The organism is Zoogloea sp. (genome assembly GCF_028689785.1).
In the GTDB taxonomy this organism is placed as follows: Bacteria; Pseudomonadota; Gammaproteobacteria; order Burkholderiales; family Rhodocyclaceae; genus Zoogloea.
On record NZ_JAQVCN010000008.1, the window covers coordinates 88,913 to 114,962 of the forward strand.

24 protein-coding genes and 1 tRNA gene are annotated in these 26,050 nt (G+C 64.0%); 18 read left to right on the forward strand and 7 right to left on the reverse strand.

The annotated features are described in order from the left end of the window. Positions 1 to 15: 15 nt before the first annotated feature. Positions 16 to 1,461 carry a pyruvate kinase gene (gene pyk, locus PHI64_RS06245; protein WP_299880263.1) on the reverse strand — a complete coding sequence of 482 codons (1,446 nt, stop codon included), beginning with the start codon at positions 1,459 to 1,461 and terminating at the stop codon, positions 16 to 18. 116 nt (positions 1,462 to 1,577) lie between these two features. Further along, the gene (locus PHI64_RS06250; RefSeq protein WP_299880266.1) at positions 1,578 to 3,527 is read right to left on the reverse strand and encodes a CHASE domain-containing protein; all 1,950 of its coding nucleotides are present in this window, start codon (positions 3,525 to 3,527) and stop codon (positions 1,578 to 1,580) included. A gap of 250 nt (positions 3,528 to 3,777) precedes the next feature. Here PHI64_RS06250 and rfbB point away from each other — a divergent pair, with 250 nt between their 5' ends. The 5 genes from rfbB (at position 3,778) to wecB (ending at position 8,387) form a co-directional block, all read left to right on the forward strand. Further along, a complete protein-coding gene (gene rfbB, locus PHI64_RS06255) occupies positions 3,778 to 4,836 on the forward strand; it encodes a dTDP-glucose 4,6-dehydratase (protein ID WP_299880269.1) in 1,059 nt (352 codons plus the stop codon). 10 nt (positions 4,837 to 4,846) lie between these two features. After that, positions 4,847 to 5,740, forward strand: a complete 894-nt coding sequence (gene rfbD, locus PHI64_RS06260) for a dTDP-4-dehydrorhamnose reductase (protein WP_299880272.1) — start codon at positions 4,847 to 4,849, stop codon at positions 5,738 to 5,740. A gap of 12 nt (positions 5,741 to 5,752) precedes the next feature. Next, the gene (gene rfbA, locus PHI64_RS06265) at positions 5,753 to 6,637 is read left to right on the forward strand and encodes a glucose-1-phosphate thymidylyltransferase RfbA (protein ID WP_299880275.1); all 885 of its coding nucleotides are present in this window, start codon (positions 5,753 to 5,755) and stop codon (positions 6,635 to 6,637) included. Further along, positions 6,637 to 7,182, forward strand: coding sequence for a dTDP-4-dehydrorhamnose 3,5-epimerase (gene rfbC / locus PHI64_RS06270; protein WP_299880278.1), 546 nt, complete (start codon positions 6,637 to 6,639; stop codon positions 7,180 to 7,182). The genes rfbA and rfbC overlap by 1 nt, the downstream gene beginning before the upstream one ends. A gap of 98 nt (positions 7,183 to 7,280) precedes the next feature. Further along, positions 7,281 to 8,387, forward strand: coding sequence for a non-hydrolyzing UDP-N-acetylglucosamine 2-epimerase (wecB, locus tag PHI64_RS06275; protein ID WP_299880280.1), 1,107 nt, complete (start codon positions 7,281 to 7,283; stop codon positions 8,385 to 8,387). Between the two features lie 74 nt (positions 8,388 to 8,461). Here the strand turns inward: wecB and ftsY are convergent, their stop codons facing one another. After that, positions 8,462 to 9,559 (reverse strand): signal recognition particle-docking protein FtsY, encoded by a 1,098-nt coding sequence (gene ftsY / locus PHI64_RS06280; protein ID WP_299880283.1) that lies wholly within the window; start codon positions 9,557 to 9,559, stop codon positions 8,462 to 8,464. Positions 9,560 to 9,718: 159 nt separating this feature from the next. Between ftsY and PHI64_RS06285 the strand changes: the two genes are divergently transcribed. From PHI64_RS06285 to PHI64_RS06305, 5 genes are read left to right on the forward strand one after another with little or no spacing between them, the layout of a single operon-like run. After that, positions 9,719 to 11,092 carry a pitrilysin family protein gene (locus PHI64_RS06285; RefSeq protein WP_299880286.1) on the forward strand — a complete coding sequence of 458 codons (1,374 nt, stop codon included), beginning with the start codon at positions 9,719 to 9,721 and terminating at the stop codon, positions 11,090 to 11,092. A 25-nt stretch (positions 11,093 to 11,117) separates the two neighbouring features. After that, positions 11,118 to 12,455, forward strand: a complete 1,338-nt coding sequence (locus tag PHI64_RS06290) for a pitrilysin family protein (RefSeq protein ID WP_299880289.1) — start codon at positions 11,118 to 11,120, stop codon at positions 12,453 to 12,455. Continuing rightward, entirely contained in the window at positions 12,452 to 12,988 is a 537-nt protein-coding gene (rsmD, locus tag PHI64_RS06295) for a 16S rRNA (guanine(966)-N(2))-methyltransferase RsmD (RefSeq protein ID WP_299880292.1), read from the forward strand. Before PHI64_RS06290 ends, rsmD begins: the two co-directional genes overlap by 4 nt. A 37-nt stretch (positions 12,989 to 13,025) precedes the next feature. Then, entirely contained in the window at positions 13,026 to 13,520 is a 495-nt protein-coding gene (coaD, locus tag PHI64_RS06300) for a pantetheine-phosphate adenylyltransferase (protein ID WP_296570997.1), read from the forward strand. A gap of 16 nt (positions 13,521 to 13,536) precedes the next feature. Next, positions 13,537 to 13,788 carry a YfhL family 4Fe-4S dicluster ferredoxin gene (locus tag PHI64_RS06305; RefSeq protein WP_299880296.1) on the forward strand — a complete coding sequence of 84 codons (252 nt, stop codon included), beginning with the start codon at positions 13,537 to 13,539 and terminating at the stop codon, positions 13,786 to 13,788. 99 nt (positions 13,789 to 13,887) lie between these two features. On the opposite strand, the gene PHI64_RS06310 is transcribed toward PHI64_RS06305, so the two are convergent. After that, positions 13,888 to 15,843 (reverse strand): dynamin family protein, encoded by a 1,956-nt coding sequence (locus PHI64_RS06310; RefSeq protein ID WP_299880331.1) that lies wholly within the window; start codon positions 15,841 to 15,843, stop codon positions 13,888 to 13,890. A gap of 103 nt (positions 15,844 to 15,946) precedes the next feature. After that, positions 15,947 to 16,756: a bifunctional DNA-formamidopyrimidine glycosylase/DNA-(apurinic or apyrimidinic site) lyase gene (gene mutM, locus PHI64_RS06315; RefSeq protein ID WP_299880300.1), complete on the reverse strand. Its 810-nt coding sequence runs from the start codon at positions 16,754 to 16,756 to the stop codon at positions 15,947 to 15,949. Positions 16,757 to 16,913: 157 nt separating this feature from the next. On the opposite strand from mutM, the gene PHI64_RS06320 reads away from it, so the two are divergent. The 8 genes from PHI64_RS06320 to PHI64_RS06355 all read left to right on the forward strand — a co-directional run bounded on the left by PHI64_RS06320 (position 16,914) and on the right by PHI64_RS06355 (position 24,234). After that, positions 16,914 to 18,644: a tetratricopeptide repeat protein gene (locus PHI64_RS06320; RefSeq protein WP_299880303.1), complete on the forward strand. Its 1,731-nt coding sequence runs from the start codon at positions 16,914 to 16,916 to the stop codon at positions 18,642 to 18,644. A gap of 74 nt (positions 18,645 to 18,718) precedes the next feature. Next, positions 18,719 to 19,201 (forward strand): lipoprotein insertase outer membrane protein LolB, encoded by a 483-nt coding sequence (lolB, locus tag PHI64_RS06325; protein WP_299880334.1) that lies wholly within the window; start codon positions 18,719 to 18,721, stop codon positions 19,199 to 19,201. Between the two features lies 1 nt (position 19,202). Further along, the gene (ispE, locus tag PHI64_RS06330) at positions 19,203 to 20,066 is read left to right on the forward strand and encodes a 4-(cytidine 5'-diphospho)-2-C-methyl-D-erythritol kinase (protein WP_299880306.1); all 864 of its coding nucleotides are present in this window, start codon (positions 19,203 to 19,205) and stop codon (positions 20,064 to 20,066) included. 18 nt (positions 20,067 to 20,084) lie between these two features. After that, positions 20,085 to 20,161: transfer RNA gene (locus PHI64_RS06335), tRNA-Gln, on the forward strand. A gap of 73 nt (positions 20,162 to 20,234) precedes the next feature. After that, a complete protein-coding gene (locus tag PHI64_RS06340; protein WP_296408708.1) occupies positions 20,235 to 21,185 on the forward strand; it encodes a ribose-phosphate pyrophosphokinase in 951 nt (316 codons plus the stop codon). Positions 21,186 to 21,275: 90 nt separating this feature from the next. Next, a complete protein-coding gene (locus PHI64_RS06345; RefSeq protein WP_299880309.1) occupies positions 21,276 to 21,872 on the forward strand; it encodes a 50S ribosomal protein L25/general stress protein Ctc in 597 nt (198 codons plus the stop codon). A 31-nt stretch (positions 21,873 to 21,903) separates the two neighbouring features. Continuing rightward, positions 21,904 to 22,503, forward strand: a complete 600-nt coding sequence (pth, locus tag PHI64_RS06350) for an aminoacyl-tRNA hydrolase (RefSeq protein ID WP_299880311.1) — start codon at positions 21,904 to 21,906, stop codon at positions 22,501 to 22,503. Positions 22,504 to 22,611: 108 nt separating this feature from the next. After that, positions 22,612 to 24,234 (forward strand): methyl-accepting chemotaxis protein, encoded by a 1,623-nt coding sequence (locus PHI64_RS06355; protein ID WP_299880314.1) that lies wholly within the window; start codon positions 22,612 to 22,614, stop codon positions 24,232 to 24,234. Positions 24,235 to 24,324: 90 nt separating this feature from the next. On the opposite strand, the gene PHI64_RS06360 is transcribed toward PHI64_RS06355, so the two are convergent. Beyond that, positions 24,325 to 25,281, reverse strand: coding sequence for a branched-chain amino acid ABC transporter permease (locus tag PHI64_RS06360; RefSeq protein ID WP_299880317.1), 957 nt, complete (start codon positions 25,279 to 25,281; stop codon positions 24,325 to 24,327). A gap of 11 nt (positions 25,282 to 25,292) precedes the next feature. Beyond that, on the reverse strand, positions 25,293 to 26,050 hold a 758-nt coding region (locus PHI64_RS06365), incomplete at its 5' end, for a branched-chain amino acid ABC transporter permease (RefSeq protein ID WP_299880320.1).

A 26,050-nucleotide genomic window follows, 5' to 3' on the forward strand; every position in this document is an offset into this window, starting at 1 on the left:
AAATTGTGTTGCCGGTCACACCACCCCGGGCTTGGGGGTGTCGCCCACGCGGACGATTTTCATGGTGTTGGTGCCACCCGCGGCGCCGATGGGCTCGCCGATGGTCAGCACGATGAGGTCGCCGTATTCCACCACGCCCTGCTCCAGCAGGATCTGCTCGGCCTCCCACAGCAACACGTCCCGGTCGGCGTGGATCTGGGACATGAGCAGGGGATAGACCTCCCGGTAGAGGGTCATCTGGTTGCGGGCCGACATCTCGGGGGTCAGGGCGTAGATGGGCACGCCGCTGTTCAGGCGGCTCATCCACAGGGCGGTGGAGCCGGTCTGGGTGAGGGAGGCGATGGCCTTGACCTTGAGATGGTAGGCGGTCCACATGGCGGCCATGGCGATGGACTGGTCGATGCGCGTGAAGATGCGGTCGAGGAAGTCCCGGTCCATGGTGACCTCGGCGGATTTCTCGGCTTCCAGGCAGATCCTCGACATGGATTCAACCACCTCGACCGGGAACTTGCCCGAGGCGGTCTCGGCGGAGAGCATGACCGCGTCGGTGCCGTCGAGCACGGCGTTGGCCACGTCGGAGACCTCGGCGCGGGTGGGCACCGGGCTGTGGATCATGGACTCCATCATCTGGGTGGCGGTGATGGCCAGCTTGTTGCGTTCCCGGGCGGCCCGAATCATGCGCTTCTGCAGGGCCGGCACGGCGGCGTCGCCCACCTCCACGGCCAGGTCGCCTCGGGCCACCATGATGCCGTCCGAGGCATCGAGGATCTCGTCCAGGTTAGCCACCGCCTCGGTGCGTTCGATCTTGGCGATGAGCATGGCGCTGCTGCCGGCGGCACGCAGCAACTGGCGCGCCATGTACATGTCGGCGGCGCCCTTGGGGAAGGAGATGGCGACAAAGTCCACGCCGATCAGCGCGGCGGTCTTGATGTCGTCCATGTCCTTGGCGGTGAGGGCCGGCGCGGTGAGGCCGCCGCCCTGGCGGTTGATGCCCTTGTTGTTGGACAGTTCGCCGCCCACCTTGACCCGGGTGTGGATCTCCTGGCCGAGGACGCGATCGACGGTGAGCTTGAGGCGGCCGTCATCCAGCAGCAGCACGTCGCCGGGCTTCACGTCCCGGGGCAAGTCCTTGTAGTCGAGGCCAACCCGGTGCACGTTGCCCGGCCCGGCCAGGGCCGCGTCAAGGATGAAGACGCTGTCCTTGACCAGGTTGATCTTGCCCTCCTCGAACTTGCCCACGCGGATCTTCGGGCCCTGCATGTCGGCCAGGATGCCCACCGGACGACCGACCAGTTGGGCGGCTTCGCGGATCTGGGTGGCGCGGGCGATGTGGTCTTCGGCCTTGCCGTGGGAGAAGTTCAGGCGCACCACGTCCACGCCGGCGTGGACGAGGCGTTCCAGGGTCAGCAGGTCGGAGGAGGCGGGGCCGAGGGTGGCGACGATCTTGGTGTGACGGGACATGAGTTCTCCTGCTTGTAGTTGGTCTGTGCGGCGTGGTGTCGAGGGTGATTCTAGGGCAAGGGGCATGGCAGGGTGATTGCATCAGGTCAAGGGGCGGACTTCCTGGCTTTGCACCGTCACGGCGGATTGCGCCGTGTGATGGCGCCGCTTGCACCGTTGCGACCAATGGATTTGGTGCGGTACATGGCTGCATCGGCACGGCGGGTGAGGCTGGCCAGATCGGTGCCGTGATCTGGGTAGAGAGCGATGCCGATGCTGACCGAAACTCGGGTCTCCCGGCCGTCGAGGATGAACGGGGCGTTGATGGCGCGGCGGATCTTCTCGGCCACGGCGAGGGCTTCGTTCATGCCGCCCATGTCATGGAGCAGCGCAGTGAACTCGTCGCCGCCCTGGCGGGCGAGCAGGTCGGTGGCGCGCAGGCAGTGGCGCATGCGTTTGGCGGTCTCGATGAGCAGGGCGTCGCCGGCCGCATGGCCGAGGCTGTCGTTCACCTCCTTGAAATGGTCCAGATCCAGGTAGAGCAGGGCAAAGCGGCTGTGCTGCCGGCGTGCCATCAGCAGGCTGCTGTTCATCTGGTCAAGGAAGCTGGCGCGGTTGGCCAGGCCGGTGAGGGAGTCGTGGGTGGCCAGGTAGTGGATGCGTTCCTCCGAGGCCTTCCGCTCGGAGATGTCGGTGACGCTCAGGATCACACTTTGCAGGCGGCCGTCCTTGTCCAGGTGGGGGGCGTCGGTGACGATGGCCGTCAAGTAGCTGCCGTCGGCGGTGAGCAAGGTCTGCTCGTACGTGGCGGGTTCGCCGCGCAGCAGTCGGGCGAGGAATCGGCTGCGGTGGGCAGGATCGCCTGGGGGCCACAGGGCGGTGAAGGGCGTTCCGTTCAGGCTGCCTTCCGGGTGGCCGAGAAGGCGTTGCAGGCGTGGGTTCAGAAATGAGAAGTGGAGGTCGGCATCGAGGGCAGCAATGCCGTCCCGAGACTGATTGACCAGAGTGCTGTAGCGGGCCTCGCTGCTGCGCAGAGAGCTGCTGATACGGTCGAGCTCGCGGGCCCGGGAGTGGGCACTGGCGAGGGAGAACGTGAGCAGGACGAGCAGGCCGCAGATCAGCACGATGGCGCCGGTTTCCAGCCGATTTCCGGTAGTGTGGCTGGGGGCCAAGTGCGGAGGGGCATCAAACATCAGGGTCCATACCCGGCTGTCCAGTTCCAGCAGATTCCGGTCGCTGAGCTCAGTGGTGCCGTCCATGCCCGGGTGGCTGTCGAAGAGCAGGGTTTCGGGTTTCGTGTCGTGGCCGTCGTAGATGCGCAGCCGGATGCGCGGCCCGGCATTGCCCAGGGTGCCGGCGATCAGGTCGTTCATGCGGAAGGGGCTGTAGACCCAACCGAGAAAGGCACGCTCGCGCTGGGCTGGGGTCCCCAGGTCGGCGCTCCGGCGGAACACGGGCACGTAGAGGAGCACGCCGGGCTGCGGGTCGATGGTGGTCTCCTGGACCAGCCGGACCTTGCCCGACAGGGCCGGCACGCCCAGTTGCAGGGCGCGGGTCATAGCCTCCCGGCGCACCGGCTCGGACAGCATGTCGTAGCCGAAGGCCCGCTGGTTGCGCCAGTCAAAGGGTTCCAGATAGATGATTGCACCGTATTCGCGGCGGGGCCCCGGGGGGCTGACCCGATAGTCCGGAAAGCCTTCGGCGCGAATCCTCTCCTCGTGGCGGGCCAGCTGATCGGGGCTGACATGCACAGCAAAGCCGACGCCCTGGATTCCCGGGTAGTTTTCCGGTAGATGCAGGGCCTCCACGTAGCTCTGCCATTCGCTCCGGGTCACCTCCCGCGAGGCCAGAAACAGGGCGCGGGCGCTGATCAGGACTTGCCGATAGGCTTTCAGCCGCTCCTCGATGCGCAGTGTCACCTCCCCGGTTTCCCGGGCAAAGGCGTCCTGCGCGGCCTGCTGGTGGGCATGCTCCAGCCGGTCCACCACGACCGCTCCGATCAGACTCGAGAACACCAGCGCGATCAGGGTCGGCACGGCGACGGCTGGCGTCAGCGTGCGTATGAGCCATCTGGCAAGTCCCTGCATGGTCGAAGCGTCTCCCTTTGGCCCCGGGCTCCGTGAGGGGTTTCCCCCGATGCGGGCGGAGCCTGTTTCCGGCTTAACGGCAGCACTGCCGGGAGGTTGATCCTTGTGTCTTGTAGTGGTGGAGTGCGCAGACTTCAGTTTCCAGGGATGTCATAATCGAAAGGCTTTACGGAGGCGTTGCGGCATAGGCTGGGCGGCCTCCAGCGCGGCCTGCAGGCAGCGCCCTTCCGTGAAACCCTGAGGACCCACCATGATTCTCGTAACCGGCGGTGCTGGCTTTATCGGCGCAAATTTCGTTCTCGACTGGCTGCGCACAAGCGACGAGCCGGTGGTGAACCTGGATGCTCTGACCTACGCGGGCAACCTGGAAAACCTGGCTTCCCTGAAGGGCGATCCGCGCCATATCTTTGTACAGGGCGACATCTGCGACCGCGAGCTGGTGGACCGCCTGTTTGCCGAGCACTGCCCCCGTGCCATCGTCCATTTTGCTGCCGAGAGCCATGTGGATCGCAGCATCCATGGCCCTGGTGATTTCGTCCGCACCAACGTAAATGGCACCTTCACCCTGCTTGAGGCGGCCCGTGGCCACTGGATGAGCCTGGAGGGCGAGGCCAGGGCGAACTTCCGTTTCCATCATGTAAGCACCGATGAGGTTTATGGTTCCCTGGGTCCGAATGATCCGGCTTTCACCGAAACCAAGACCTACGAACCCAACAGTCCCTACTCCGCCAGCAAGGCCGCCTCCGACCACCTGGTGCGAGCCTGGCATCACACTTATGGGCTGCCGGTGACCACCAGCAATTGCTCCAACAACTACGGCCCGTATCACTTCCCGGAAAAGCTCATCCCCCTGATGATCGCCAACGCCCTGGCCGGCAAACCCCTGCCGGTGTACGGCGACGGCATGCAGATCCGCGACTGGCTCTTCGTCACCGACCACTGCTCGGCCATCCGGTCCATCCTTGCCAGGGGCACACCGGGCGAGGTCTATAACGTAGGCGGCTGGAACGAGAAGCCGAACATCGACATCGTGAACACCCTGTGTGCGCTGCTCGACGAACTCAAACCTGATCCGGCCGGCAGTTACCGTCGTCTCATCACCTACGTCACCGACCGCCCCGGCCACGACCGGCGCTACGCCATCGACGCCCGCAAGATCGAGCGCGAGCTGGGCTGGCGCCCGGCCGAGACCTTCGACAGCGGCATCCGCAAGACCGTCGAGTGGTATCTGGCCAACCAGGAATGGGTGGCCCACGTGCAGAGCGGCGCCTACCGGGACTGGGTCGAAACCAACTACGCCGCGCGCTAGGCCACTTCCGATGAAAATTCTCCTCTTCGGCAAGAACGGCCAGGTGGGCTGGGAGCTGCAGCGCAGCCTCGCCCCCCTGGGTGAAGTGGTGGCCCTCGATCACGATGGCGCCCCCGGCCTGTCCGGCGACTTTGCCAGCCCCGACAGCCTCGCCGCCACCGTGCGTGCGGTGGCCCCCGATCTCATCGTCAATGCCGCCGCCCACACCGCCGTGGACAAGGCCGAGAGTGAGCCCGACTTCGCCCGCGCCCTCAACGCCCTGGCCCCCGGCGTGCTCGCCCGCGAAGCCGCCGCCTGCGGAGCGCTGCTGGTGCATTACTCCACCGACTACGTCTTTGATGGCAGCGGTGAGGCCCCCCGCACCGAGGACGCCCCCACCGCCCCCCTCTCGGTGTACGGCCGCACCAAGCTCGAAGGCGAAGACCTGATCCGGGCCAGCGGCTGCCGCCACCTCATCTTCCGCACCAGCTGGGTGTATGCCGCCCGCGGCGGTAACTTCGCCCGGACCATGCTCAAGCTCGCCGCCGAGCGCGACACCCTGACCATCATCAACGACCAGCACGGCGCCCCCACCGGCGCCGACCTGCTGGCCGACGTCAGCGCCCACGCCGCGCGCATGACCCTGGCCAGCCCGGCCCTGGCAGGCACCTATCACCTGGTGGCCGGTGGCGAAACCACCTGGCACGCCTACGCCCGCCACGTCATCGAATTTGCCCGGGCCCGGGGTGTGCCGATCAAGGTTGCGGCGGAGGCCATCCTCCCGGTCCCCACCAGCGCCTTCCCCACGCCCGCCCGGCGCCCGGCCAACTCCCGGCTCGACACCCGCAAGCTCCAGCAGGCCTTCGGCCTTGCTCTGCCTTCCTGGCAGCAGGGTGTTGACCGCATGCTCACCGAAATCCTGTAATCAGACTTCCCCATGACCCAACGCAAAGGCATCATCCTCGCCGGTGGCTCCGGCACCCGGCTGCATCCGGCCACCCTGGCCGTCTCCAAGCAGCTCATCCCGGTCTACGACAAACCGATGATCTACTACCCCCTCAGTACCCTGATGCTGGCGGGCATTCGCGACATCCTGATCATCTCCACGCCCCAGGACACCCCGCGCTTCCAGCAGCTGCTGGGCGACGGCAGCCAGTGGGGCCTCAACCTGCAGTACGCCGTGCAGCCCAGCCCCGACGGCCTGGCCCAGGCTTTTGTGATCGGTGCCGACTTTGTCGGCAGTGGTCCCAGCGCCCTGGTGCTCGGCGACAACCTCTTCTACGGTCACGAGTTCGGTCGTCAGCTGCAGGCCGCGAGTCGGAGTGACACTGGCGCCACCGTCTTTGCCTACCCGGTGCACGACCCCGAGCGCTACGGTGTGGTCGAGTTCGATGCAGCCGGCCGGGCCATCAGCCTGGAAGAAAAGCCCAAGGCTCCGAAGAGCCGCTATGCCGTGACCGGCCTGTATTTCTACGACAACCGGGTGGTGGACATTGCCCGTGATCTCAAGCCGGGGGTGCGCGGTGAACTGGAAATCACCGACGTCAATCGCCAGTACCTCGAATGGGGAGCGCTGGATGTGCAGGTGATGGGCCGTGGTCATGCTTGGCTCGACACCGGCACCCATGAGAGCCTGCTTGAGGCCGGTCTGTTCATCCAGACCATCGAGAAGCGCCAGGGCCTGAAGATCGCCTGCCCCGAGGAGATCGCCTGGCGAGCTGGCTGGATCAACGCCGAACATCTGCAGACGCTGGCGGCACCGCTGGCCAAAAACGGCTATGGTCAGTACCTTCTGCGCATCCTCGACGATAAAGTGTTCTGATGAAAGCCATCCCAACAGCGATTGCCGGCCCTTTGATCCTCGAACCGAAGGTCTTTGGTGACTCCCGAGGCTTTTTCATGGAGAGCTACAACGCCCGAGTCTTCCACGAGGCTACCGGGCTGGACGTGAGCTTTGTGCAGGACAACCATTCCCGCTCCGGCAAGGGCGTGCTGCGCGGCCTGCACTACCAGATCCAGCAATCCCAGGGAAAGCTGGTGCGAGTGGTGCGCGGCTCGGTGTTCGACGTGGTGGTGGATCTGCGCCGTAGTTCGCCCACCTTCGGGCAGTGGGTCGGGGTCGAGCTGTCGGAAGACAACAACCGGCAGTTCTGGATTCCGCCAGGCTTCGCCCATGGTTTCCTGGTGACCTCCGACAGCGCTGACTTTCTGTACAAGACCACCGACTATTACGCCCCCGAGCACGAACGCAGCCTGGCCTGGAACGACCCTGAGGTGGGGGTCGCCTGGCCCCTCGACGCGGGGCCCCAGTTGTCGGCCAAGGATGTCGCCGGCAAGCCGCTCGGAGAGTGTGAAACCTTCGCCTGAGCGGCGCTTGTCGATACGCCTCTGACAATTATTTCTTTGTTGGCCCCGCAAGCCCCGCGCGATAATGCGCGCCTGTCATCCCGCCCGTGGAGTCCTGCATGTCCCGTTCCCTTATCTACCTCGTTGCCGGCGCGCGTCCCAACTTCATGAAGATCGCGCCGATCGTGCGAGCCCTGCAGGCGCGGCCCGATCGCTTCGACTTCCGCATCATCCACACCGGCCAGCACTACGATCGGGAGATGAGCGACGTCTTCTTCGATGAGCTGGGCATTCCCAAGCCCGACTACCACCTGGAAGCCGGTGGCGGCAGCCACGCCACCCAGACCGCCAAGATCATGGTGGCCTTTGAGGAGATCTGCCAGAAGGCCCGCCCCGACTGCGTGCTGGTGGTGGGCGACGTGAACTCCACTCTGGCTTGCTCCATCGACGCCAAGAAGCTCGACATTCCGGTGGCCCACGTGGAGGCCGGCCTGCGTAGCGGCGACATGCGCATGCCCGAAGAGATCAACCGCCTGGTCACCGACAGCATCTCCGACTGGTTCTTCTGTACCGAACCGGCGGGCGTGGACAACCTGCTGCGCGAAGGCAAGGCCCAGGAAGTGGTCTTCCACGTGGGCCACGTGATGGTGGACAACCTGCTGTTCCAGCGTGACAAACTCGACGCCTCCGACAAGGCTGGCATGGCCACCGAGGCCATCAAGGCCCAATACCCCAAGTACGGCGTGGTCACCCTGCACCGCCCGTCCAACGTGGATGACGAAGCCAGTCTGCGCGGCATCGCCGGGGCACTCAAGCAGATCGCCGCCGACCTGCCGCTGATCTTCCCGGTTCACCCGCGTACCCGGGGCAACCTCGAAAAGTTCGGCCTCGACCTGGGCCCCAATGTGCTGCTCACCAAGCCCCAGTCCTACATGGAGTTCCTCAATCTGTGGAAGGACGCGGCCCTCATCATGACCGACAGCGGTGGTCTGCAGGAAGAGACCACGGCCCTGGGGATTCCCTGCCTGACCCTGCGTGAGAACACCGAACGCCCGGTGACCATTGATGAAGGCAGCAACGTGCTGGTGGGTACCATTCCTTCGCGTATCCTTGAAGAGGCTGCCAAGGTGCTGGCCGGCCAGGGCAAACAGGGCCGCCGCCCGGCCCTGTGGGACGGCAAGGCTGCCGAGCGTATCGTGGCTGATCTCGACCGTTTGCTGCCCTGAGCCCCTGATCTGGCAGCAGCAAATGAAAAAGCCGCTGGGGGTTACCCGCAGCGGCTTTTTTGTGCCTTCCAGACTCAGGCGGCAGGTGGATTGCCAGGCTCCTGACCCACGGGAGTAAACAGGGCATCCACAAATTCCCTCGCCCGGAAAACCTGCAGATCGTCGATCTGCTCGCCCACGCCGATGAAGCGCAAGGGCTTCGGGCACTGGCGGGCAATGGCCGCCACCACGCCACCCTTGGCGGTGCCGTCGAGCTTGGTGAGCACCAGGCCGGTGACGCCGATGGCCGCGTCGAAGGCCTTGACCTGTTGGATGGCGTTCTGGCCGATGTTGGCGTCGAGCACCAGCAGCACCTCATGGGGGCCACTCGGTTCAGCCTTCTGGATGACGCGGCGGACCTTGGCGATTTCTTCCATCAGGTGCAGCTGGGTGGGCAGACGGCCGGCGGTGTCGGCCAGCACGATGTCGATGTTGCGGGCCCGCGCAGCGTTGATGGCATCGAACACCACCGCTGCCGGGTCGCCGGACTCCTGGGCGATGACGGCAACGCCATTGCGCTCGCCCCAGGTCATCAGCTGCTCCCGAGCTGCGGCCCGGAAGGTGTCGCCGGCGGCCAGCAGCACGCTCTTGCCCTGATTCTGGAAATGCTTGGCCAGCTTGCCGATGGAGGTGGTCTTGCCCGAACCGTTGATGCCCGCAATCATGATGATGTAGGGCGTGTGGCCGTTGATCTCAAGGGGCTTCTCAAGGGGGGCAAGGATGTTCAGCAGGCCTTCGGACAGTGCGCCCTGGAGCTGGTCGGCTGTCTCCAGCTTGTCGCGCTTCCAGCGCAGACGGAGCTCCTTGAGGAGGTGCTGGGTGGCCTCGACGCCGCAGTCGGCCATCAGAAGGGTCGTTTCCAGTTCTTCAAGAAGGTCTTCGTCGATCTTGCGACGGCTGAACAGGTTGGTCAGGCCGCCCAGGCCTCCACCGATCTGCTCCCGGGTGCGGGATAGGCCGGCACGCAGGCGGTCCATCCAGGAGCGTTTTTTTTCGGGCTCAGGCGTGCTGGCCACAGGGGTCGGGGCCGTTGCGGCTGGTGCGGCCGCCGCCGCCGGGGGGGCTTCTGGGGCTTCAGGCTCCGGAGCCGGCGTGTCGCCCGGTTTCAGGGCTTTCTTGAGGAAACCAAACATGGAGTGGTGAGTCTGAAAGTGGGTCGATCGGGACGAGGTCAGGGGAAAATGCCCCTGCTTTGCCCGGTTGGCCGAGCTGCCGGAATGCCGCTATGATGCCGCGCCACACGCCGGCCAGCGGCCACCGTTTTCGAATTTTACCAGATGCTTCAAGAGCCTATGATTAATCGCAGTTTGCGGGTCGCCAGTACTGCCCTTGCTCTCACCGCCACCCTCGTCGGGCCGGTGTGGGCCAACCCCTTCGAGACGGCACTTCCCAACGGGATGAAGCTGATCGTCAAGGAGGATCGCAGGGCGCCGTCCGTCGTACATATGGTGTGGTATCGGGTCGGGGCGATGGACGAGGTGGATGGCACCTCGGGCGTGGCCCATCTCCTTGAGCACATGATGTTCAAGGGCACCAAGAAGCTGGGCCCGGGGGAGTTCAACAAGCAGGTTGCGGCGGCGGGCGGGCGGGACAACGCTTTCACCAGCCATGATTACACCGCCTACTATCAGCAGGTGCCCAAGGAGGCCCTGGGCCGGATGATGGCCCTGGAGGCCGACCGCATGGCTCACCTGCAGGTTACCGACGAGTCCTTCAAGAAGGAGATCGAGGTGGTGAAGGAGGAGCGTCGCCTGCGCACCGACGACAAGCCGCGCTCTCTGGTTGTCGAGCAGCTCATGGCCACCGCCTTCCAGGCTCACCCTTATCGCCGGCCGATCATTGGCTGGATGAGCGACCTGGACAACATGACGGCTCAAGACGCCCGCGACTGGTATCAGCGTTGGTACGTGCCCAACAATGCCACCCTGGTGGTGGTGGGTGACGTGGATCACAAGGCGGTCTTCAAGGAAGCCGCCGCGACCTACGGGCGCGTCAAGGCCCGGCCGCTGCCGGTGCGCAAGCCGCTGATCGAACCCGAACAGACAGGGCCCCGTCGTACCGTGGTCAAGGCCCCGGCCGAACTGCCCTACGTGGCTTTGGCGTGGCGGGTGCCCACGCTGCGGGACGCGAAGGCGGACAGTGATTTTTACGCCCTGCAGGTGCTGGCAGCGGTGCTGGATGGCTACGACGGAGCCCGCCTCGCCCGGAACATCGTGCGTGGGAGCAGGGTTGCGGTGACGGCCGGGGCCGGCTATGACGGCACTGCTCGGGGCGAATCCCTGTTCTATCTGGACGGTGCTCCGGCAGCGGGGCAAACCCCCGCCGACGTGGAGGCAGCCCTGAAGGCCGAGATCGTGCGTATCCAGAGCGAGGGAGTGTCCGAGGACGAGCTGCGCCGGGTCAAGGCCCAGGCGGTGGCCGGCCAGGTGTACAAGCGTGACTCGCTGATGGGCCAGGCCATGGAGATCGGCATGGACGAGATGGTAGGCCACTCGTGGAAGGACGACGCGCTGATGCTGGAACGCATCCGCGCCGTGACTGCGGCCGAGGTGCAGACAGTGGCCCGCAAGTATTTCCGTGACGAGACCCTGACCGTCGCCCAACTCGATCCCCTTCCGGTGGATCCCCAGGCCCGCGCCAAGGCAGCCGCTCCCCACCGCCACTGATGGCTCCTGAATTCGAGGTTGATTGATGATTTCCCAATGCAAACGTGTGGGGGTGGCCCTTGCGCTTACCCTTGCGACCCTCACGACCCAGGCCGGCATGACCATCCAGAACTGGACGGCGGCCAACGGAACCCGAGTGTTCTTCGTCGAGAGCCGCGCCCTGCCGATTGTGGATGTGCTGGTGGATTTCCGCGCCGGCGGTTCCGAGGTGGTGCCCGGCAAGGCCGGCCTCGCTGGCCTGACCCGTGGTCTGCTTGATGCCGGCGCAGGCAGCCTGGATGAGGATGCCATCGCCAACCGGGTGGCCGACCTGGGGGCGCAGATTGGGGGCGGGGCCGACATGGATCGCGCTTCCGTGTCCCTGCGGACCCTCAGCAGTCCTGCCGAGCGGGACGGGGCGGTGGCGCTGCTGGCCACGCTGATCCAGCAGCCGACCTTTCCTGCTGCTGCCGTGGAACGGGAGAGGGCACGCAGCATTGCGGGGCTGAAGGAGTCCGACACTCAGCCGGATGCCATCCTGTCACGCCGTTTCGCTGCAGCTGTCTTCCCCGACCATCCCTACGGACGCCTGCCCTCGGTCGAGACCATGACCTCCCTCACCCGTGAAGATCTGGTGGACTTCCATCGGCGCCATTACACGGCTGCGGCTGCGGTGGTCAGCATTGTCGGCGATGTCTCGCGCAGCGAGGCGGAAGCCATTGCCACCCGGCTCACCGGGGCCCTGCCGGTGGGCGAGGTGCCCGCGGTGCCGGCCGATGCGCGGCCTGTAGCAGGCCAGACCCTCCGCGTGCCTCATCCGTCGGCCCAGGCCCACATCGCCGTGGGCCAGCTTGGCATCCGTCGCGGTGATCCGGATTTCTTCCCCCTCGTGGTCGGCAACTACATCCTCGGTGGGGGCGGCTTCGTCTCCCGCCTGACCCGCGAGGTCCGGGAGAAGCGTGGTTATGCCTACAGTGTGTATAGCTACTTCGCACCGCAGCGCAGCGCCGGCCCTTTCCAGATCGGCCTGCAGACCAAGGGCAGCCAGGCGGAAGATGCCCTCAAGGTGGTGTCGGAAACCCTGGGCACTTTCCTCAAGGATGGGCCGACCGACAGCGAGCTGAAGGCCGCCAAGGAGAACCTGATCAATGGTTTCGCCCTGCGCCTCGACTCCAATCGCAAGATGCTGGAGCAGGTGGCGGTGATCGGCAGCTACGGCCTGCCGCTGGATTATCTGTATACCTACCGGGCCAAGGTCTCTGCGGTGACGGCTGCCCAGATTCGCGAGGCCTTCCGGCGCCATGTGTCGCCAGAGCGTCTGGTTACCGTGGTGGTGGGGGGGGAGGGCGACAAGCCCGCGGCACGAAGCGGAGGGACCCGTTGAGCCGCATCCGCATCATCGGAGGGGAATGGCGCTCCCGCCTGATCGATGTCAGTACCGTGAAGGGGCTGCGACCGACACCCGACCGGGTGCGGGAAACCTTGTTCAACTGGCTGGGGCAGGATCTCGACGGTAAGACCTGTCTCGACCTGTTTGCGGGGAGTGGTGCCCTGGGCTTCGAGGCGGCCTCCCGTGGGGCTGCTCAGGTCACGATGATCGAGCAGGACCCATTGGCCTGGACGGCCCTCCAGGCCAACGCAAAGACCCTACAGGCGGCGCGTGTACGGATTGTGCGGGGCGATGCGCTAAAATTCGCCCGTTCCGCTGATCAAGGCTTTGACGTGGTCTTTCTTGACCCGCCCTATCGGGCCGGCTGGATCGAGCGGATGGCGCCGTTTCTGCCCGACCTTCTCGGAGAGGGGGGCGTGGTCTATGTGGAAGCGGAATACAAGATCGAAAATATCGACCGATTGACGCGAGTCAAGCAGGGGACGGCCGGGCAGGTGTATTACCACCTCTTTGCCGCTGCAAGCTGACAGACGCAAGATTGCGCCGACAGGGGAGGCCTGCAGGATGAGGGATGGCATCGCGGTGTATCCAGGGACATTCGACCCTTTTACCAAGGGGCACGAAGACTTGGTGAGGCGGGCATCCCGCCTTTTCGAAGGTGTGATCGTCGGTGTTGCGGCGAGTGCCGGCAAGGGGCCGATCTTCACTACCGAGGAGCGGGTCGAGATCGCCAGGGAGGTGCTGGCGCCCTATCCGAACGTGGAGGTGAAGGGTTTTTCCTGCCTGTTGATGGATTTTCTCCATCAGAACAATGCGCGGGTCATCCTGCGGGGGCTGCGGGCCGTGTCCGATTTCGAGTATGAGTTCCAGATGGCGGGCATGAACCGCAAGCTCTACCCGGATGTGGAAACAGTGTTCCTGACCCCGGCCGACGAGTACATGTTCATCTCGGCCACGATGGTCAGGGAGATTGCCCGGCTTGGCGGTAACGTGAGCAAATTTGTGCAGCCAGGTGTTTACGAGCGCCTGTGCCTGAAGATCAACAACAGTAGTAAGTAACGAGGAATTAAGCAAAATGGCCTTGATGATTACCGACGAGTGCATCAACTGCGACGTCTGCGAGCCGGAATGCCCGAATGGTGCCATCTCCCAGGGTGACGAGATCTACATCATCGACCCCGACAAGTGCACCGAGTGTGTCGGCCACTTCGACGAACCCCAGTGCCAGCAGGTCTGCCCGGTGGACTGCATCCCCTTCAATCCTGAGCATCCGGAAAGCAAGGACGATCTGATGGAGAAGTTTCTCAAGCTGACCGCTGAAAAGTAGGCACGCCGGTCGCGCCAGAAACGGCAGAAAGGCCGGGCATTCCCTTGAGGGAAGCCCGGCCTTTCTGCCGTTTACCTGCCCTTGCTGAGCCTGCTAGCTTCAGGCCGCGAGGGCCGAGGGCGTGTCTGCGCTACTGGTCGGCATTTCCAGGGCCAGTTCGATGCGTTCGGCCAGGGCGTCAAGCTGGGTCATCTGGTGGACCAGCAGGTCTTCGGCCTGCTGCAGCTCCCGGACCCGGTCTTCGAGGGTGTCGGTGGCCTGGTGGATGCGTTTCACGCTTTCCAGGCGGCGCTTGAGTTGGAGCTGATATTCGCGCACCTGAGTCTCCAATGGTGCCATCACGGCCCGCAGCCATTGTTCAGCATCCCGGTTGGCCACTTCGAAGGTGCGCCGGGCCTGGACGGCCACGGTTTCAAAGAACTTCTGGGTGAGGGTGTGCTTCTCGGTGGTGACGATGGTCAGCACCGTGTTGAACTGGTTGTTGAAGGCTTCTTCCAGGCGCTCGATCTCCTTCTCGTAGCGCAGGGTTGAGAAGGCGGTAGGGGTAGCCAACTTGAGGCCGTGTTCGACGGTGAAGCGCTTGTACATGGCATCGAGCATTTTCGAGATTTCGCCGATCTCGTCGGTGGATCTCCTGAGATTGCCACGCAAGTGCTGGAAAAAGCCCTTCATGGCGTCCCGCAGGCCGCGGGAGAAGGCGGCGTCAAGCATGGCTTCGCGGGTGCGGCGGGTTTCATCGCGCAGGGCATCGAGGCCCAGGTGGCCGAAGAGGTTGTTGGACAGGTTCGAGAACACACTGCGCACGGCGTAGTACTTTTGCAGACCCTGTTCGAACTCGTCCTTTTCGGAGCGCACCTTGCGCATCATGTATTCGATGACGTTCTGGTTCTTGCCGCGAAGGTCGGTGAGTTCCTGGAGCTGCTCGCGCAGGCCGGACAGGCGGGCATTGAGGAGCTCGCGGCTGCGGCTGACGATGTCGTTGACGTCGCCATGGGTGTTGTCGCGGACGATGTCGCGCTTGGTGGGGAGCAGTTCGGTGGACAGGGCCCGTTCGAGGCTGAGGATGCGGCTGCGATCAAGCAGCTCGGGGTCGTCGTTGACCTTGGCCACCAGCCCCTTCTGGGCCGACACCGGGTAGACCTGGGAGGGCGAGACTTCGAGGGTGCTGGCGACGCTTTCCACCTGGTTGGTGATTTCCCGCTCGATGTCTTCCTCGCTGCGCAGTCCGTCCCACAGTCCGTCGATCTTGTTGAGGGCGACGATGCGGCCGCGTTGGCGACGTCCTGCGTTGACGTGCTCCCGCCAGACGGCCAGATCGCTCTGGGTGACGCCGGTGTCGGCGGCCAGGATGAATAGCACGGCGTGAGCGTTGGGCAGCAGGTTGAGGGTGAGCTCGGGTTCCGCGCCGATGGCGTTGAGGCCCGGGGTGTCAAGAATCACCAGGCCCTGTTCGAGCAGCGGGTGGGGGAACTGGATGATGGCGTGGCGCCAGCGCGGGATCTCGAGCTTGCCCTCCGCGTCGGGGCGGATGCCGTGGTCGCCGCTGAGATCGATGGGGAAGCCCAGCTCTTCGGCTTCAGCCTGGCTGGCCATGCGGGTCTCGCCGACCTGAGCCAGGGCCTGTTGCAGGCTCTCGGCAGAGCTGGTGTCCAGGGGGCGGACCTGCCATTCATCCGGGTAGCGCTTGAGTTCGGTGATGCTGGCGTTGGTCTTGCGGCTTTCGATGGGCAGCAGGCGGATCTCGGGCTTGTCGCCTTCTTTCCACTGCAACTCGGTCGGGCACATGGTGGTGCGCCCGGCGCTCGAAGGCAAGATGCGGTTGCCGTAGCCGGCAAAGAAGACCGCGTTGATGAGCTCTGACTTGCCCCTGGAGAACTCGGCCACGAAGGCGACGATCAGCTTGTCCTCGCGCAGGCGGTCGAGGAGGTACTGGAGGCGCAGATCGGACTGGGCATCGCCGATCTCGTTGAGTTGCAGCCACTTGCGCAACTCCCCGATTCCGGAGGCCACATCTCCCCGCCACTGGGTGTAGGCGGAGAAGTGTTCAGCGAGCATGTGTGCATCTTTCACGGGCTTGATTCCTGGCTGGGAGCCGCTATGCCGGCAATAATCATCAATATTGTTAGCATAAACGGGATTGGGACCGACCGAAACCGTTTCAGTGCTGGCAGCGCGGGCAGTAGAAGCTGGCTCGTTGCCCCATGATGCGTTTGCGGATGGGGGTGGAGCACTTCCGGCAGGGTTCGCCGTCGCGGCCGTAGACGAAATATTGCTGCTGGAAGTAACCCGGTGAGCCGTTGCTGCCGACGAAATCCCGCAGCGTGCTGCCACCGGCGGCCAGCGCATCCTGCAGGGTTTCGCGGATGCACTGGACCAGGCGGGCGCAGCGTTTCGGGCCTAGTTCGCCGATCGGCGTGGTGGGGTCGATGCCGGCCCTGAACAGGCTTTCGGATGCGTAGATGTTGCCAACGCCAACTATCTGGTGGCCATCCATCAAGAAGAGCTTGGCCGGTGTCTTGCGGCCCCGTGCGGCTTGACGCAGCCAGGGGCCGTCGAAGCTTTCGTCGAGGGGCTCGATGCCGAGGCCGGCGAGGAGAGGGTGGGGTGAGTCGCCAGCTTGCCACAGCACCAGCCCGAAGCGGCGAGGGTCACGGAGGCGCAGGGCTCTGTCGCCGAACAGGATGTCGAGGTGATCGTGCTTTTCCGGCGGTGTTCCGGCGGGCACGATGCGCAGGCTACCCGACATGCCCAGGTGTACCAGCAGGCTGCCAACGGGAAAGCGCAGAAGCAGGTATTTGGCACGGCGCTCCACGGCCAGCAGGGTCTGACCACGGAGGAGCGTATCCAGATCTTCGGGTATCGGGTGGCGTAGCCGGGCATTGCGAATGATCGCGCCTGTGCTGCCGAGCCTGGTTAGTTCGGGCTCGATTCCCCGGCGGGTGGTTTCGACTTCGGGCAGTTCGGGCATGGGAAAGGGGTAGAGGGGCTCGCTTGCTGGGCTTAGGGAAACCGCCTAACATCCGGCGAACCCTATTGTAGCTGTGCGATCAAAGACGATGTCGCGCTACTGCACGCCTTTCGGGACGGCGGTCGACCGGAACCCGAGCGCCTTTCCAGAGACTCCCATGAAGCCTACCTTTCGCCTTGTTCAAGCGGCCCGATTGCTGGTCACCCTGCTCGCCTCGGCCGGCCTGCTCGCCGGGGCTGCCTACGCCCAGCAGGATGGGGCCGGAGACGAGACGGCGAAGGCTGCGGCCTATCCCGCCCAGGAGCTGACACCGCAGATTCTGCACCAGATGATGCTCGCCGAAGTGGCTGCGGCCCGTGGGCAGACTGGGATGGCAGCGCGCTCCTACCTCGATTTGGCCCGCCGTACGCGGGATGGACGGATTGCCCGGCGTGCCGCCGAAATAGCGCTGTTCTCCCGCGATTCAAATCTGTCTGCCGAGGCCGCGAAGCTTTGGCTCGACATCGAGCCCGGCTCGGTCCAGGCCCAGCAGCTCACCTCCGGGGCGCTGGCCAGCACTGCCCGCATCGACGACTTGCGCACCCATTTGGCCGACGCGCTGGCGCGTCAGGGGGATGCTCTCGGCCCGGCCCTGATGGGGCTCAACCGGGGGCTGGCGCGCATTCCTGACAAGCCGTTGATTCGGCGTCTCGTGACTGAGCTTACCGAGCCCTACCTCACCCATCCAGAGGCCTGGTTTGCCCGCGCCAATGCCGCGTTCGTGGCGGGTGATGGGGCGGCGGCCGCCGAGGATCTGGAGGGCGCCCTGCGCCTGCGGCCCGACTGGGAGCAGGCGGTGATCCTCAAAGCCCAGTTCGAGCACGAGGCTTCAGCCGGCTCCGGAATCCGGACGTTGCAGGCCTACCTGGAAGAGCATCCGGAGGCGCGCGAGTCCCGCATTACCCTGGCCCGGTTCCTCGTGGCAGGCAAGCAGTTCGCGCCGGCCAGGGCGCAGTTCGAGCAGATTCTCACACGTCAGCCTGACGACAAGGATGCCATCCATGCGGCGGGCTTGCTCGCCATGCAGTTGGGCGACGGCGCCGGCGCAGAGGCTCATTTTCGCCGCCTGCTTGATCTGGGGTTTGCCGAGGAAGACAGCATCCGCAGCTATCTTGGACAGATCGCGGAAGAGGCGAAACGTTACGATGAGGCGATCAACTGGTACAAGTCCGTTCCCCAGGGTAGCCGCTATGTCGCAGCCCAGGCGCGGGTGGCTCAGGTCATGGTCAGCCGTGGCCAGATGGCCGAAGCCAGGCAGTACCTGCAAGGGGTTGCCAGAGGGGCTGCCACGGCCGATCGCCAGCAACTTGTGTTGGCGGAGGCTCAGATCCTCCGTGATGCGGGACGCAATGAAGACGCTTTCAACGTCCTGGACGAGGCCTTGCGGGGAGATCCGGAAAGTTCCGAGCTACTTTACGAGTCGGCCTTGATGGCCGAGCGTATCGGTCGCCCCGAGGTGATGGAAGGGCGGTTGCGCAAGCTGATTGCCCTCAAGCCCGATCACGCCCACGCCTACAACGCGCTGGGCTATTCCCTGGTGGATCGCAACCTGCGCCTCGATGAGGCCGAGGGCCTGATCCGCAAGGGCCTCGAGATAGCCCCCAATGATGCCTTCATCCTCGATAGCCTTGGGTGGGCCCTGTACCGGCGTGGCGACCTGAATGGCGCCCTTGTCCAGCTCCAGCGGGCCTTTGAATTGAGGGCCGACCCCGAAATCGCCGCACACCTCGGAGAGGTGTTGTGGATGATGGGGCGGCGCGATGAGGCTGCCCGTACCTGGAAGGATGCTGCCAAGGCGAATCCCGACAACCCGGTGCTGGCGGACGTGATCAAGAAGTTCAAGCCTTGAGAGCGCTGGCCTTGGTTTGCGCGCTGGGCCTGAGTGCCTGCGCCACCACCCCGGATGTTCCGTCCCGGGCTGCCTTGCGGAGCCTTGGAGAGATGGCCCGTTTTCAACTTGAAGGGCGTCTGCAGGTGCGTGATGGCGAACGCAGCGCCGTGGTGGGTGTGGATTGGCAGCATACTGTTGAACGCGATGCCTGGCTGTTTACCGGGCCTCTGGGTCAGGGGTTGGCGAGCATCGAAAGCCGGGCCGGCAGGGCCCGCATGACACTCTCCGACGGGCGCCGGGTCGAGGCGGATACTGCCGCCGAGCTTGCCGAGCGTGTGCTCGGCGTCAGTGCTCCTTTCGCCGAGTTGCCCCTCTGGGTTACCGCTCGGGTAAGGGAGGGGGCGGAGGTGCGCGAACTTGATGCCCTTGGGCGTCCTCGCCAGGTGATCGACCGTGGCTGGATCATTGATTACATCGAGTACGCCGGAGAAGCGACCGATGATCTTCCCAGAAAGCTTGAAGTTCATCGTGGTGATACTCGCCTGCGTCTGATCGTCGATAGCTGGAACCCCTGACATGCACCTGATTCCCTTTGATCCGGCGGGCACGGACGTGCGCTTGCCCGCGCCCGCCAAGATCAACCTCTTTCTGCACATCGTCGGCCGCCGCCCGGATGGCTACCATCTGCTGCAAACCGCTTTCCGCCTGCTTGACTGGGGAGACGAGATCCACCTCGCCCTGCGCAGCGATGGCCGCATCCTGCGCACGACCGATGTGCCGGGGGTTCCGCCTGATGCTGACTTGGTGGTGCGTGCGGCGCGGGCCCTGCAAGAGATTACGGGCGCAACGCAGGGGGTGGATATCGGCGTATGCAAGCGCATTCCCATGGGGGGCGGGCTGGGCGGTGGGAGCTCGGATGCGGCTACGGTATTGATCGCCCTCAACCGGATGTGGGGCTGCAACTTGCCAGGAAAACGCCTCCAGGAGATCGGTTTGCGTCTCGGAGCCGATGTGCCTTTCTTTGTCTTTGGCCAGACCGCTTTTGCTGAGGGCGTTGGAGAAGCGCTCCAGGCCCTGAGTGTGGCGCCGGCCTGGTATGTGATGGTGGCGCCGAAGGTCGCCGTACCCACCGCTGAAATTTTTTCTGCAGAAGAGTTGACGCGGAACACCGAACCCATAATAATGCGCGCCTTCGCAACACACACAACGCGGAACGACATGCAGGCCACAGTCTGCAAACGGTTTCCCGAAGTGGCTGAAGCGCTGGTCTGGTTGTCGCAGTACGGGGCAGCAAGAATGAGCGGTTCAGGAGCCTGCATCTTTGCTCCCTTCGATTCGGAGGAGAAAGCAAGCCAGGTATCCACCGCAGCCCCGCAGGGCTGGAAAGTCTGGGTAGCCTCAGGGCTCGACAGGCATCCGCTGCAAGGCTGGCTTGTGTAGGTGGCGAAAACGATTTTTTGGGGAGTCGCCAAGTTGGTCAAGGCACCGGATTTTGATTCCGGCATTCGAAGGTTCGAATCCTTCTTCCCCAGCCAAATTCAGCGGGCAGGCCAAAAACCTGCCCGTTTTGTTTTAAGCTGTTCTACTTCGCAGTAACGAGAGGTGATCATGGCTTCGGGCAGCCTGATGGTTTTCACCGGCAACGCCAATCCCAAACTGGCCGCAGATGTCGTGCGTCGTCTTGGGAAATCTTTGGGTTCGGCCACTGTTGGCCGTTTCTCCGACGGCGAAGTCAATGTCGAACTTCTCGAGAACGTGCGCGGCAAGGACGTCTTCGTCCTGCAGCCGACCTGCGTTCCCACCAACGATAACATCATGGAATTGCTGATCATGGTGGATGCGCTGAAGCGGGCTTCCGCTGGTCGCATCACTGCAGCGATTCCCTATTTTGGCTACGCCCGTCAGGATCGTCGTCCGCGTTCGGCCCGTGTGCCCATCACCGCCAAGGTTGTGGCCAACATGTTGCAGGCCGCGGGTGTGCAGCGCGTCCTCACCGTCGATCTTCACGCCGACCAGATCCAGGGTTTCTTCGATATCCCCGTCGATAACATCTACGCGGCCCCCGTGCTGCTGGATGATCTTGAGAAACAGAAGTACGAAGACCTGATGGTCGTGTCGCCGGACGTCGGCGGCGTGGTCCGGGCCCGTGCCTTTGCCAAGCGTCTCGAGTGTGACCTGGCCATCATCGACAAGCGTCGTCCCAAGGCCAACGTCTCCGAGGTGATGAACATCATCGGTGAAGTCGAAGGGCGCACCTGCGTGATCATGGACGACATCGTCGACACCGCCGGTACCCTGTGCAAAGCGGCCCAGGCCCTCAAGGAAAACGGCGCCAAGCGTGTGATGGCCTACTGTACCCATGCGGTGCTGTCCGGTCCTGCCATCAGCCGCATCAATGAATCCGATCTGGACGAACTGGTGGTGACCGACACCATACCGCTGTCCGATGAGGCCAAGGCCTGCAAGCGCATCCGTTTCGTGTCGATCGCCGAGCTTCTCGCCGACACCATCCTGCGCATCAGCAACGAAGAGTCCGTCAGCTCCCTCTTCAACGAGTAAGACATTTCTTTTCAAGCCGGTGGGTGCGAGCCCTCCGGCTTTTTTCAGCCCGTCTGGTCGCGGACGGGCCCATAAACTGGAGTAGTAAAGATGACCATTCAATTCAACGCCAAAACGCGCGTTCTGCAGGGCACGAGTGCGAGCCGCCGCCTGCGTCGCGCTGGCAGTGTCCCCGCCGTCGTTTACGGTTCCGGCGCTCCCGCCCAAATCGAAGTCGACCACAACGAGATTTTCCATGCCCTGCGCAACGAGGCCTTCCATGCCTCCGTGCTGACCATGGTGCTGGATGGCGCCAACCAGTCCGTGATCCTCAAGGACACCCAGTGGCATCCGTACAAGCAGCAGGTCCTGCACCTGGACTTCCAGCGCGTTGACGCCACCCACAAGATCCACGTGAAGGTGCCCCTGCACTTCATCAATGCCGACATCGCTCCGGGCGTCAAGCTCGAAGGTGGCATGGTTTCTCACCCGCTGACCGAACTTGATCTCGAGTGCCTGCCGGGTGATCTGCCTGAGTTTGTTGAAGTGGACCTGAAGGACCTGAAGACGGGCTCCTCCATCCACGTTTCCGCCCTGACCCTGCCGAAGGGTGTGAAGGCCCTGACCCACGGTGAAGACCCGGTTGTGGCGACCATTCTGGCTGTCCGCGGTGGCGATGATGCTGCCGAGGAAACCCCGGCTGCCTGATTCACCTGAGGATTGCGAGGCCTTCCGAACGATGAGCCAGCCTGCACCGAAGCTTGTCGTTGGCCTCGGCAATCCCGGCAGTGAATACGCTGAAACCCGGCATAACGCCGGGTTTTGGTTTTGTGAGCGCCTTGCCCGTGAGCTGGGTACTTCCTTTGGCAAGGAAGCACGCTTCCATGGTCTGGCGGCCAACGCCCGTATGGATGGTGTTTGGCTGCTGATGCCGCAGACCTTCATGAATCGATCTGGTCAGTCGGTGGCTGCGCTGGCCCGTTTCTATCGCATTGAGCCCGCCGAGATACTCGTCGTCCATGATGAGCTCGACATTCCCCCCGGGCAGCTGCGGCTCAAGTTCGGTGGTGGTCTGGGGGGGCACAATGGCCTCAAGGACATTACCGCCCATCTGGGCACCCAGGATTTCTGGCGTCTGCGGGTGGGTATCGGTCACCCCGGCGACCGCAATGAAGTGGTCAACTTCGTCCTCAAGCCGCCTCGGCGCGAGGAATCCGAGCTCATTGACGCATCTCTCGATCGCGCCCTTCTGGCCTGGCCTCTGCTGGCTCGGGCGGACTGGAATGGGGCTACCCAGCGCCTCAACGCGCGCCCCGCAGCACCCAAGCCGGTTTCCTGACTTTCTCCTCGCTACTGCCTTAAGGCGCACCGTGTCCCTGCCGTAGACCTGTCGCAGGTATTTCAGACCGGGTCATGATGATCTCCGGCTGTCTTGAGGAGCACATACATGCGCAAGCTTGCCGACACACCCATCTGGTTGCGTCTGACGGGTGCCATCTGGCTGATGCTGGTCGTAGCGTGGGGCAGCATGATTGCCTGGGAAACCAGCGTGAATCGTCAGACTGCCATCGCTCAGGCTGAGGATTTTGCCCATTCCATCCATGAGATGACCATGGCGGGCTTGACCGGCATGATGATCACCGGGACGGTGGGGCAGCGGGAGGTCTTTCTCGATCAGATCAAGCAGCTGTCCGTCATCAAGGATCTCGTCGTGATCCGTGCCGAGGCCGTCAGCAAGCAGTTTGGCCCCGGCAATCGCCCATCAGCCGCGCTGGACGCGGACGAGCAGGCCGTGATCGCCAGTGGCAAGGAGCTGGTCCGGGTGGAGAGTGATGCCAGGAATGGCGAGTACCTGAGGATCGTCAAGCCTGCCCTGGCCTCGGAGAATTATCTGGGTAAGAACTGTGTCGGCTGCCATCAGGTTCCGGTAGGAACGCCGCTGGGGCTGGTCAGCATGAAGGTCTCCCTCGAAAAGGTCGATGCTGCGGTCGGTACCTTCATGTGGCAGAGCATTTTCACCGCCCTTGCCCTGTCGCTTCCCCTGATCGCGTTCGTGGTCTTCTTCATCCGCAAGTTTGTCGTCAGTCCCCTCATCGAGATGAACTGCAGCCTGGCGGAGATCGCTAAAGGAGAGGGGGATCTGACCCGTCGTCTGAAGGTGGCAGGGAAGGACGAGATCGGCCAGACGGCAGCGACCTTCAATGAAATGTTGGCGACCATCGGGCAGTTGGTTCGTCATGTGTCTGAATCCGCCTCCCGGGTAACAGGGTCGGCCCACCAGCTGGCGGCTAGTGCCGGGCGGGTGGCAGACGGGTCACGGCGGCAGAATGATCAGTCCATGAGTGCGGCGGCGTCCGTTGAGCACATGGCGACCAATATTGCCAATGTGGCGACCAGCGCCGAACGGGTTCATCAGCGCTCTCAGGAGAGTTTGCGCCGGGCCGAGGAGGGAGGGCGCACCCTTGAGTCCCTGGTCGCCGAGGTGTGCCATGCGGAGGACGCCGTGCGTCAGATGGCCGAGTCGGTCGAGGAGTTTGTTCAGTCCACCTCGTCCATCACCGCCATGACCCAGGAGGTCAGGGACATTGCCGAGCAGACCAACTTGCTGGCCCTCAATGCCGCCATTGAAGCCGCACGGGCCGGGGAGCAGGGGCGGGGTTTTGCAGTAGTGGCCGACGAGGTGCGGAAACTGGCTGAAAAATCGGCCCGTTCTGCTGGTGAGATCGACACCGTCACCTCACGTTTGTCAAAGCAGTCGGTGGCAGTCCGGCAGGCGATCCACCGGGGGCTTGACCACCTGACATCAAGCCGCGAGGCCGTTGCGTCAGTGTCGAGCGCGATCGTGTCGGCCAATGAGTCGGTCGTCGAGGTCGGGCGTGGCCTCGATGAGATCGCCGAAGCCACCGAGCAGCAACGCAGTGCTAGCGCCGCAGTGGCCGGAAGCATCGAGACCATTGCGGAGATGGCCCGGGACAACACGGAGGCGGTCGACTCCACCGCTCGGGCCGCTCAGGACATGGAGAACCTGGCCAGTCAACTGCAGCAGACGGTGTCCCGTTTCCGGATCTGACGTGAAGTCAGGGCAATGAAAAACGGGCGGTTTGTACCGTCCGTTTTTCATTGAACATCGCCCCCCCGGGGTGCATCGGCGTGTGCCGTGCTAGCGGATGCCTGCACGGTGGATGAGTGCCTGAATCTCGCCAACGATGCCGCGCCGGAAGGCCAGCACGCAGGCGACGAAGATCAGCCCCATGATCACTGTGACCCAGGAGCCCACCTTGTCGGCCAACTCGTTCTGCAGGGTAACAATGGTGGCGGAGCCGACGGCGGGGCCGAGGATGGTGCCCAGACCACCCAGCAGCGTCATCAAGACTACCTCGCCCGACATGTGCCAATGCACGTCTGACAGGGAGGTGAGCTGGAACACCAGGGTCTTGGTGGCGCCGGCCAGCCCGGCAAGGGAGGCCGAGATGACGAAGGCGATCAGCTTGAACCTGCTGACGTCGTAGCCCAGGGAGATGGCGCGGGGCTCGTTTTCGCGGATGGCCTTGAGGATCTGGCCGAAGGGTGAGTGGATGGTGCGGTAGATGATGAAGAATCCGATGCTGAACACTGCATACACCAGGTAATACATGGCGATGTTGTCGGACATGTCGATCAGGCCGAACAGATGGCCGCGGGGCACACCTTGCAGTCCGTCCTCTCCCCCGGTGGCCTTCACCTGCAACACGATGAAGTAGACCATCTGGGCCAGGGCCAGGGTGATCATCGCGAAGTAGATGCCGGTGCGCCGGATGGCCAGCAGGCCGAAGATCCAGCCCAGCACGCCCGCAGCTACGGTGCCGGCGAGGATACCCACCTCGGGCGTCACGCCCAGATCACGCACCATCAGGCCGCACACATAGCCTGCCGTGCCCAGGAAGGCCGCGTGTCCGAAGGACAGCAGGCCGGCAAAGCCAAGGAGCAGGTTGAAGGCGCAGGCGAACAGGGCGAAACAGAACAGTTTCATCAGGAAGGTCGGATAGACCGCGAAGGGCGCGATCAGGCCGATGATGAACAGTCCGATATACAAGACCTCGGTCTTGATCAGGGCGGAGGGTTGTTTGGCGGAGCTCACGGGGTGTCCTTTCAGGCCTTGCCGAACAGCCCGGCGGGCCGCACCAGCAGGACGATGACCATGATGACGAAGACGACGACGGCGGAGGCCTCGGGGTAGAAGACCTTGGTCAGGCCTTCGATCAGGCCCAGCCCGATGCCGGTGACGATGGAACCCAGGATGGAGCCCATGCCGCCGATCACCACCACTGCGAAGACGACGATGATCAGGTTGGAGCCCATCAGCGGATTGACCTGGAATACCGGCGCCGCCAGCACACCGGCGAAGGCCGCCAGCGCTACACCATAGCCGTAGGTGAAGGTGATCAGCAGGGGAACGTTGATGCCCAGGGCCTGGACCATCTGGGAGTTTTCGGTGCCGGCGCGCAGGTAGGCGCCGAGGCGGGTCTTCTCGATCATGTACCAGGTGCCGAAGCACACGGTGAGGGAGGCGACGATGACCCAGGCGCGGTAGATCGGCAGAAACATGAAGCCCAGGTGGATACCACCGGAGAGCGCCTCGGGCACCTCGTAGGATTCGCCAGAAATGCCGAACTGGTCGCGGAACACGCCTTCAATGATGAGGGCCAGGCCGAAGGTGAGCAGGAGGCCGTAGAGGTGATCAAGCTTGTACAGCTTGCGCAGCATGGTGCGCTCCAGGAGGACACCGAACAAGCCCACCAGCAGCGGCGCGGCGATCAGGGCCACCCAGTAGTGGCTGTCGAATTTGGTCAGGGCCAGCCAGGCGACCAAGGCGCCCATCGTGTACTGGGCCCCGTGCGCGAAATTGA

Excerpts from the sequence above, each read along its gene's own strand:
- pyk (WP_299880263.1), bottom strand. The coding sequence starts at position 1,461 with ATGTCCCGTCACACCAAGATCGTCGCCACCCTCGGCCCCGCCTCCTCC.
- PHI64_RS06250 (WP_299880266.1), bottom strand. The coding sequence starts at position 3,527 with ATGCAGGGACTTGCCAGATGGCTCATACGCACGCTGACGCCAGCCGTC.
- rfbB (WP_299880269.1), top strand. The coding sequence starts at position 3,778 with ATGATTCTCGTAACCGGCGGTGCTGGCTTTATCGGCGCAAATTTCGTT.
- rfbD (WP_299880272.1), top strand. The coding sequence starts at position 4,847 with ATGAAAATTCTCCTCTTCGGCAAGAACGGCCAGGTGGGCTGGGAGCTG.
- rfbA (WP_299880275.1), top strand. The coding sequence starts at position 5,753 with ATGACCCAACGCAAAGGCATCATCCTCGCCGGTGGCTCCGGCACCCGG.
- rfbC (WP_299880278.1), top strand. The coding sequence starts at position 6,637 with ATGAAAGCCATCCCAACAGCGATTGCCGGCCCTTTGATCCTCGAACCG.
- wecB (WP_299880280.1), top strand. The coding sequence starts at position 7,281 with ATGTCCCGTTCCCTTATCTACCTCGTTGCCGGCGCGCGTCCCAACTTC.
- ftsY (WP_299880283.1), bottom strand. The coding sequence starts at position 9,559 with ATGTTTGGTTTCCTCAAGAAAGCCCTGAAACCGGGCGACACGCCGGCT.
- PHI64_RS06285 (WP_299880286.1), top strand. The coding sequence starts at position 9,719 with ATGATTAATCGCAGTTTGCGGGTCGCCAGTACTGCCCTTGCTCTCACC.
- PHI64_RS06290 (WP_299880289.1), top strand. The coding sequence starts at position 11,118 with ATGATTTCCCAATGCAAACGTGTGGGGGTGGCCCTTGCGCTTACCCTT.
- coaD (WP_296570997.1), top strand. The coding sequence starts at position 13,026 with ATGAGGGATGGCATCGCGGTGTATCCAGGGACATTCGACCCTTTTACC.
- PHI64_RS06305 (WP_299880296.1), top strand. The coding sequence starts at position 13,537 with ATGGCCTTGATGATTACCGACGAGTGCATCAACTGCGACGTCTGCGAG.
- PHI64_RS06310 (WP_299880331.1), bottom strand. The coding sequence starts at position 15,843 with ATGCTCGCTGAACACTTCTCCGCCTACACCCAGTGGCGGGGAGATGTG.
- mutM (WP_299880300.1), bottom strand. The coding sequence starts at position 16,756 with ATGCCCGAACTGCCCGAAGTCGAAACCACCCGCCGGGGAATCGAGCCC.
- PHI64_RS06320 (WP_299880303.1), top strand. The coding sequence starts at position 16,914 with ATGAAGCCTACCTTTCGCCTTGTTCAAGCGGCCCGATTGCTGGTCACC.
- ispE (WP_299880306.1), top strand. The coding sequence starts at position 19,203 with ATGCACCTGATTCCCTTTGATCCGGCGGGCACGGACGTGCGCTTGCCC.
- PHI64_RS06340 (WP_296408708.1), top strand. The coding sequence starts at position 20,235 with ATGGCTTCGGGCAGCCTGATGGTTTTCACCGGCAACGCCAATCCCAAA.
- PHI64_RS06345 (WP_299880309.1), top strand. The coding sequence starts at position 21,276 with ATGACCATTCAATTCAACGCCAAAACGCGCGTTCTGCAGGGCACGAGT.
- pth (WP_299880311.1), top strand. The coding sequence starts at position 21,904 with ATGAGCCAGCCTGCACCGAAGCTTGTCGTTGGCCTCGGCAATCCCGGC.
- PHI64_RS06355 (WP_299880314.1), top strand. The coding sequence starts at position 22,612 with ATGCGCAAGCTTGCCGACACACCCATCTGGTTGCGTCTGACGGGTGCC.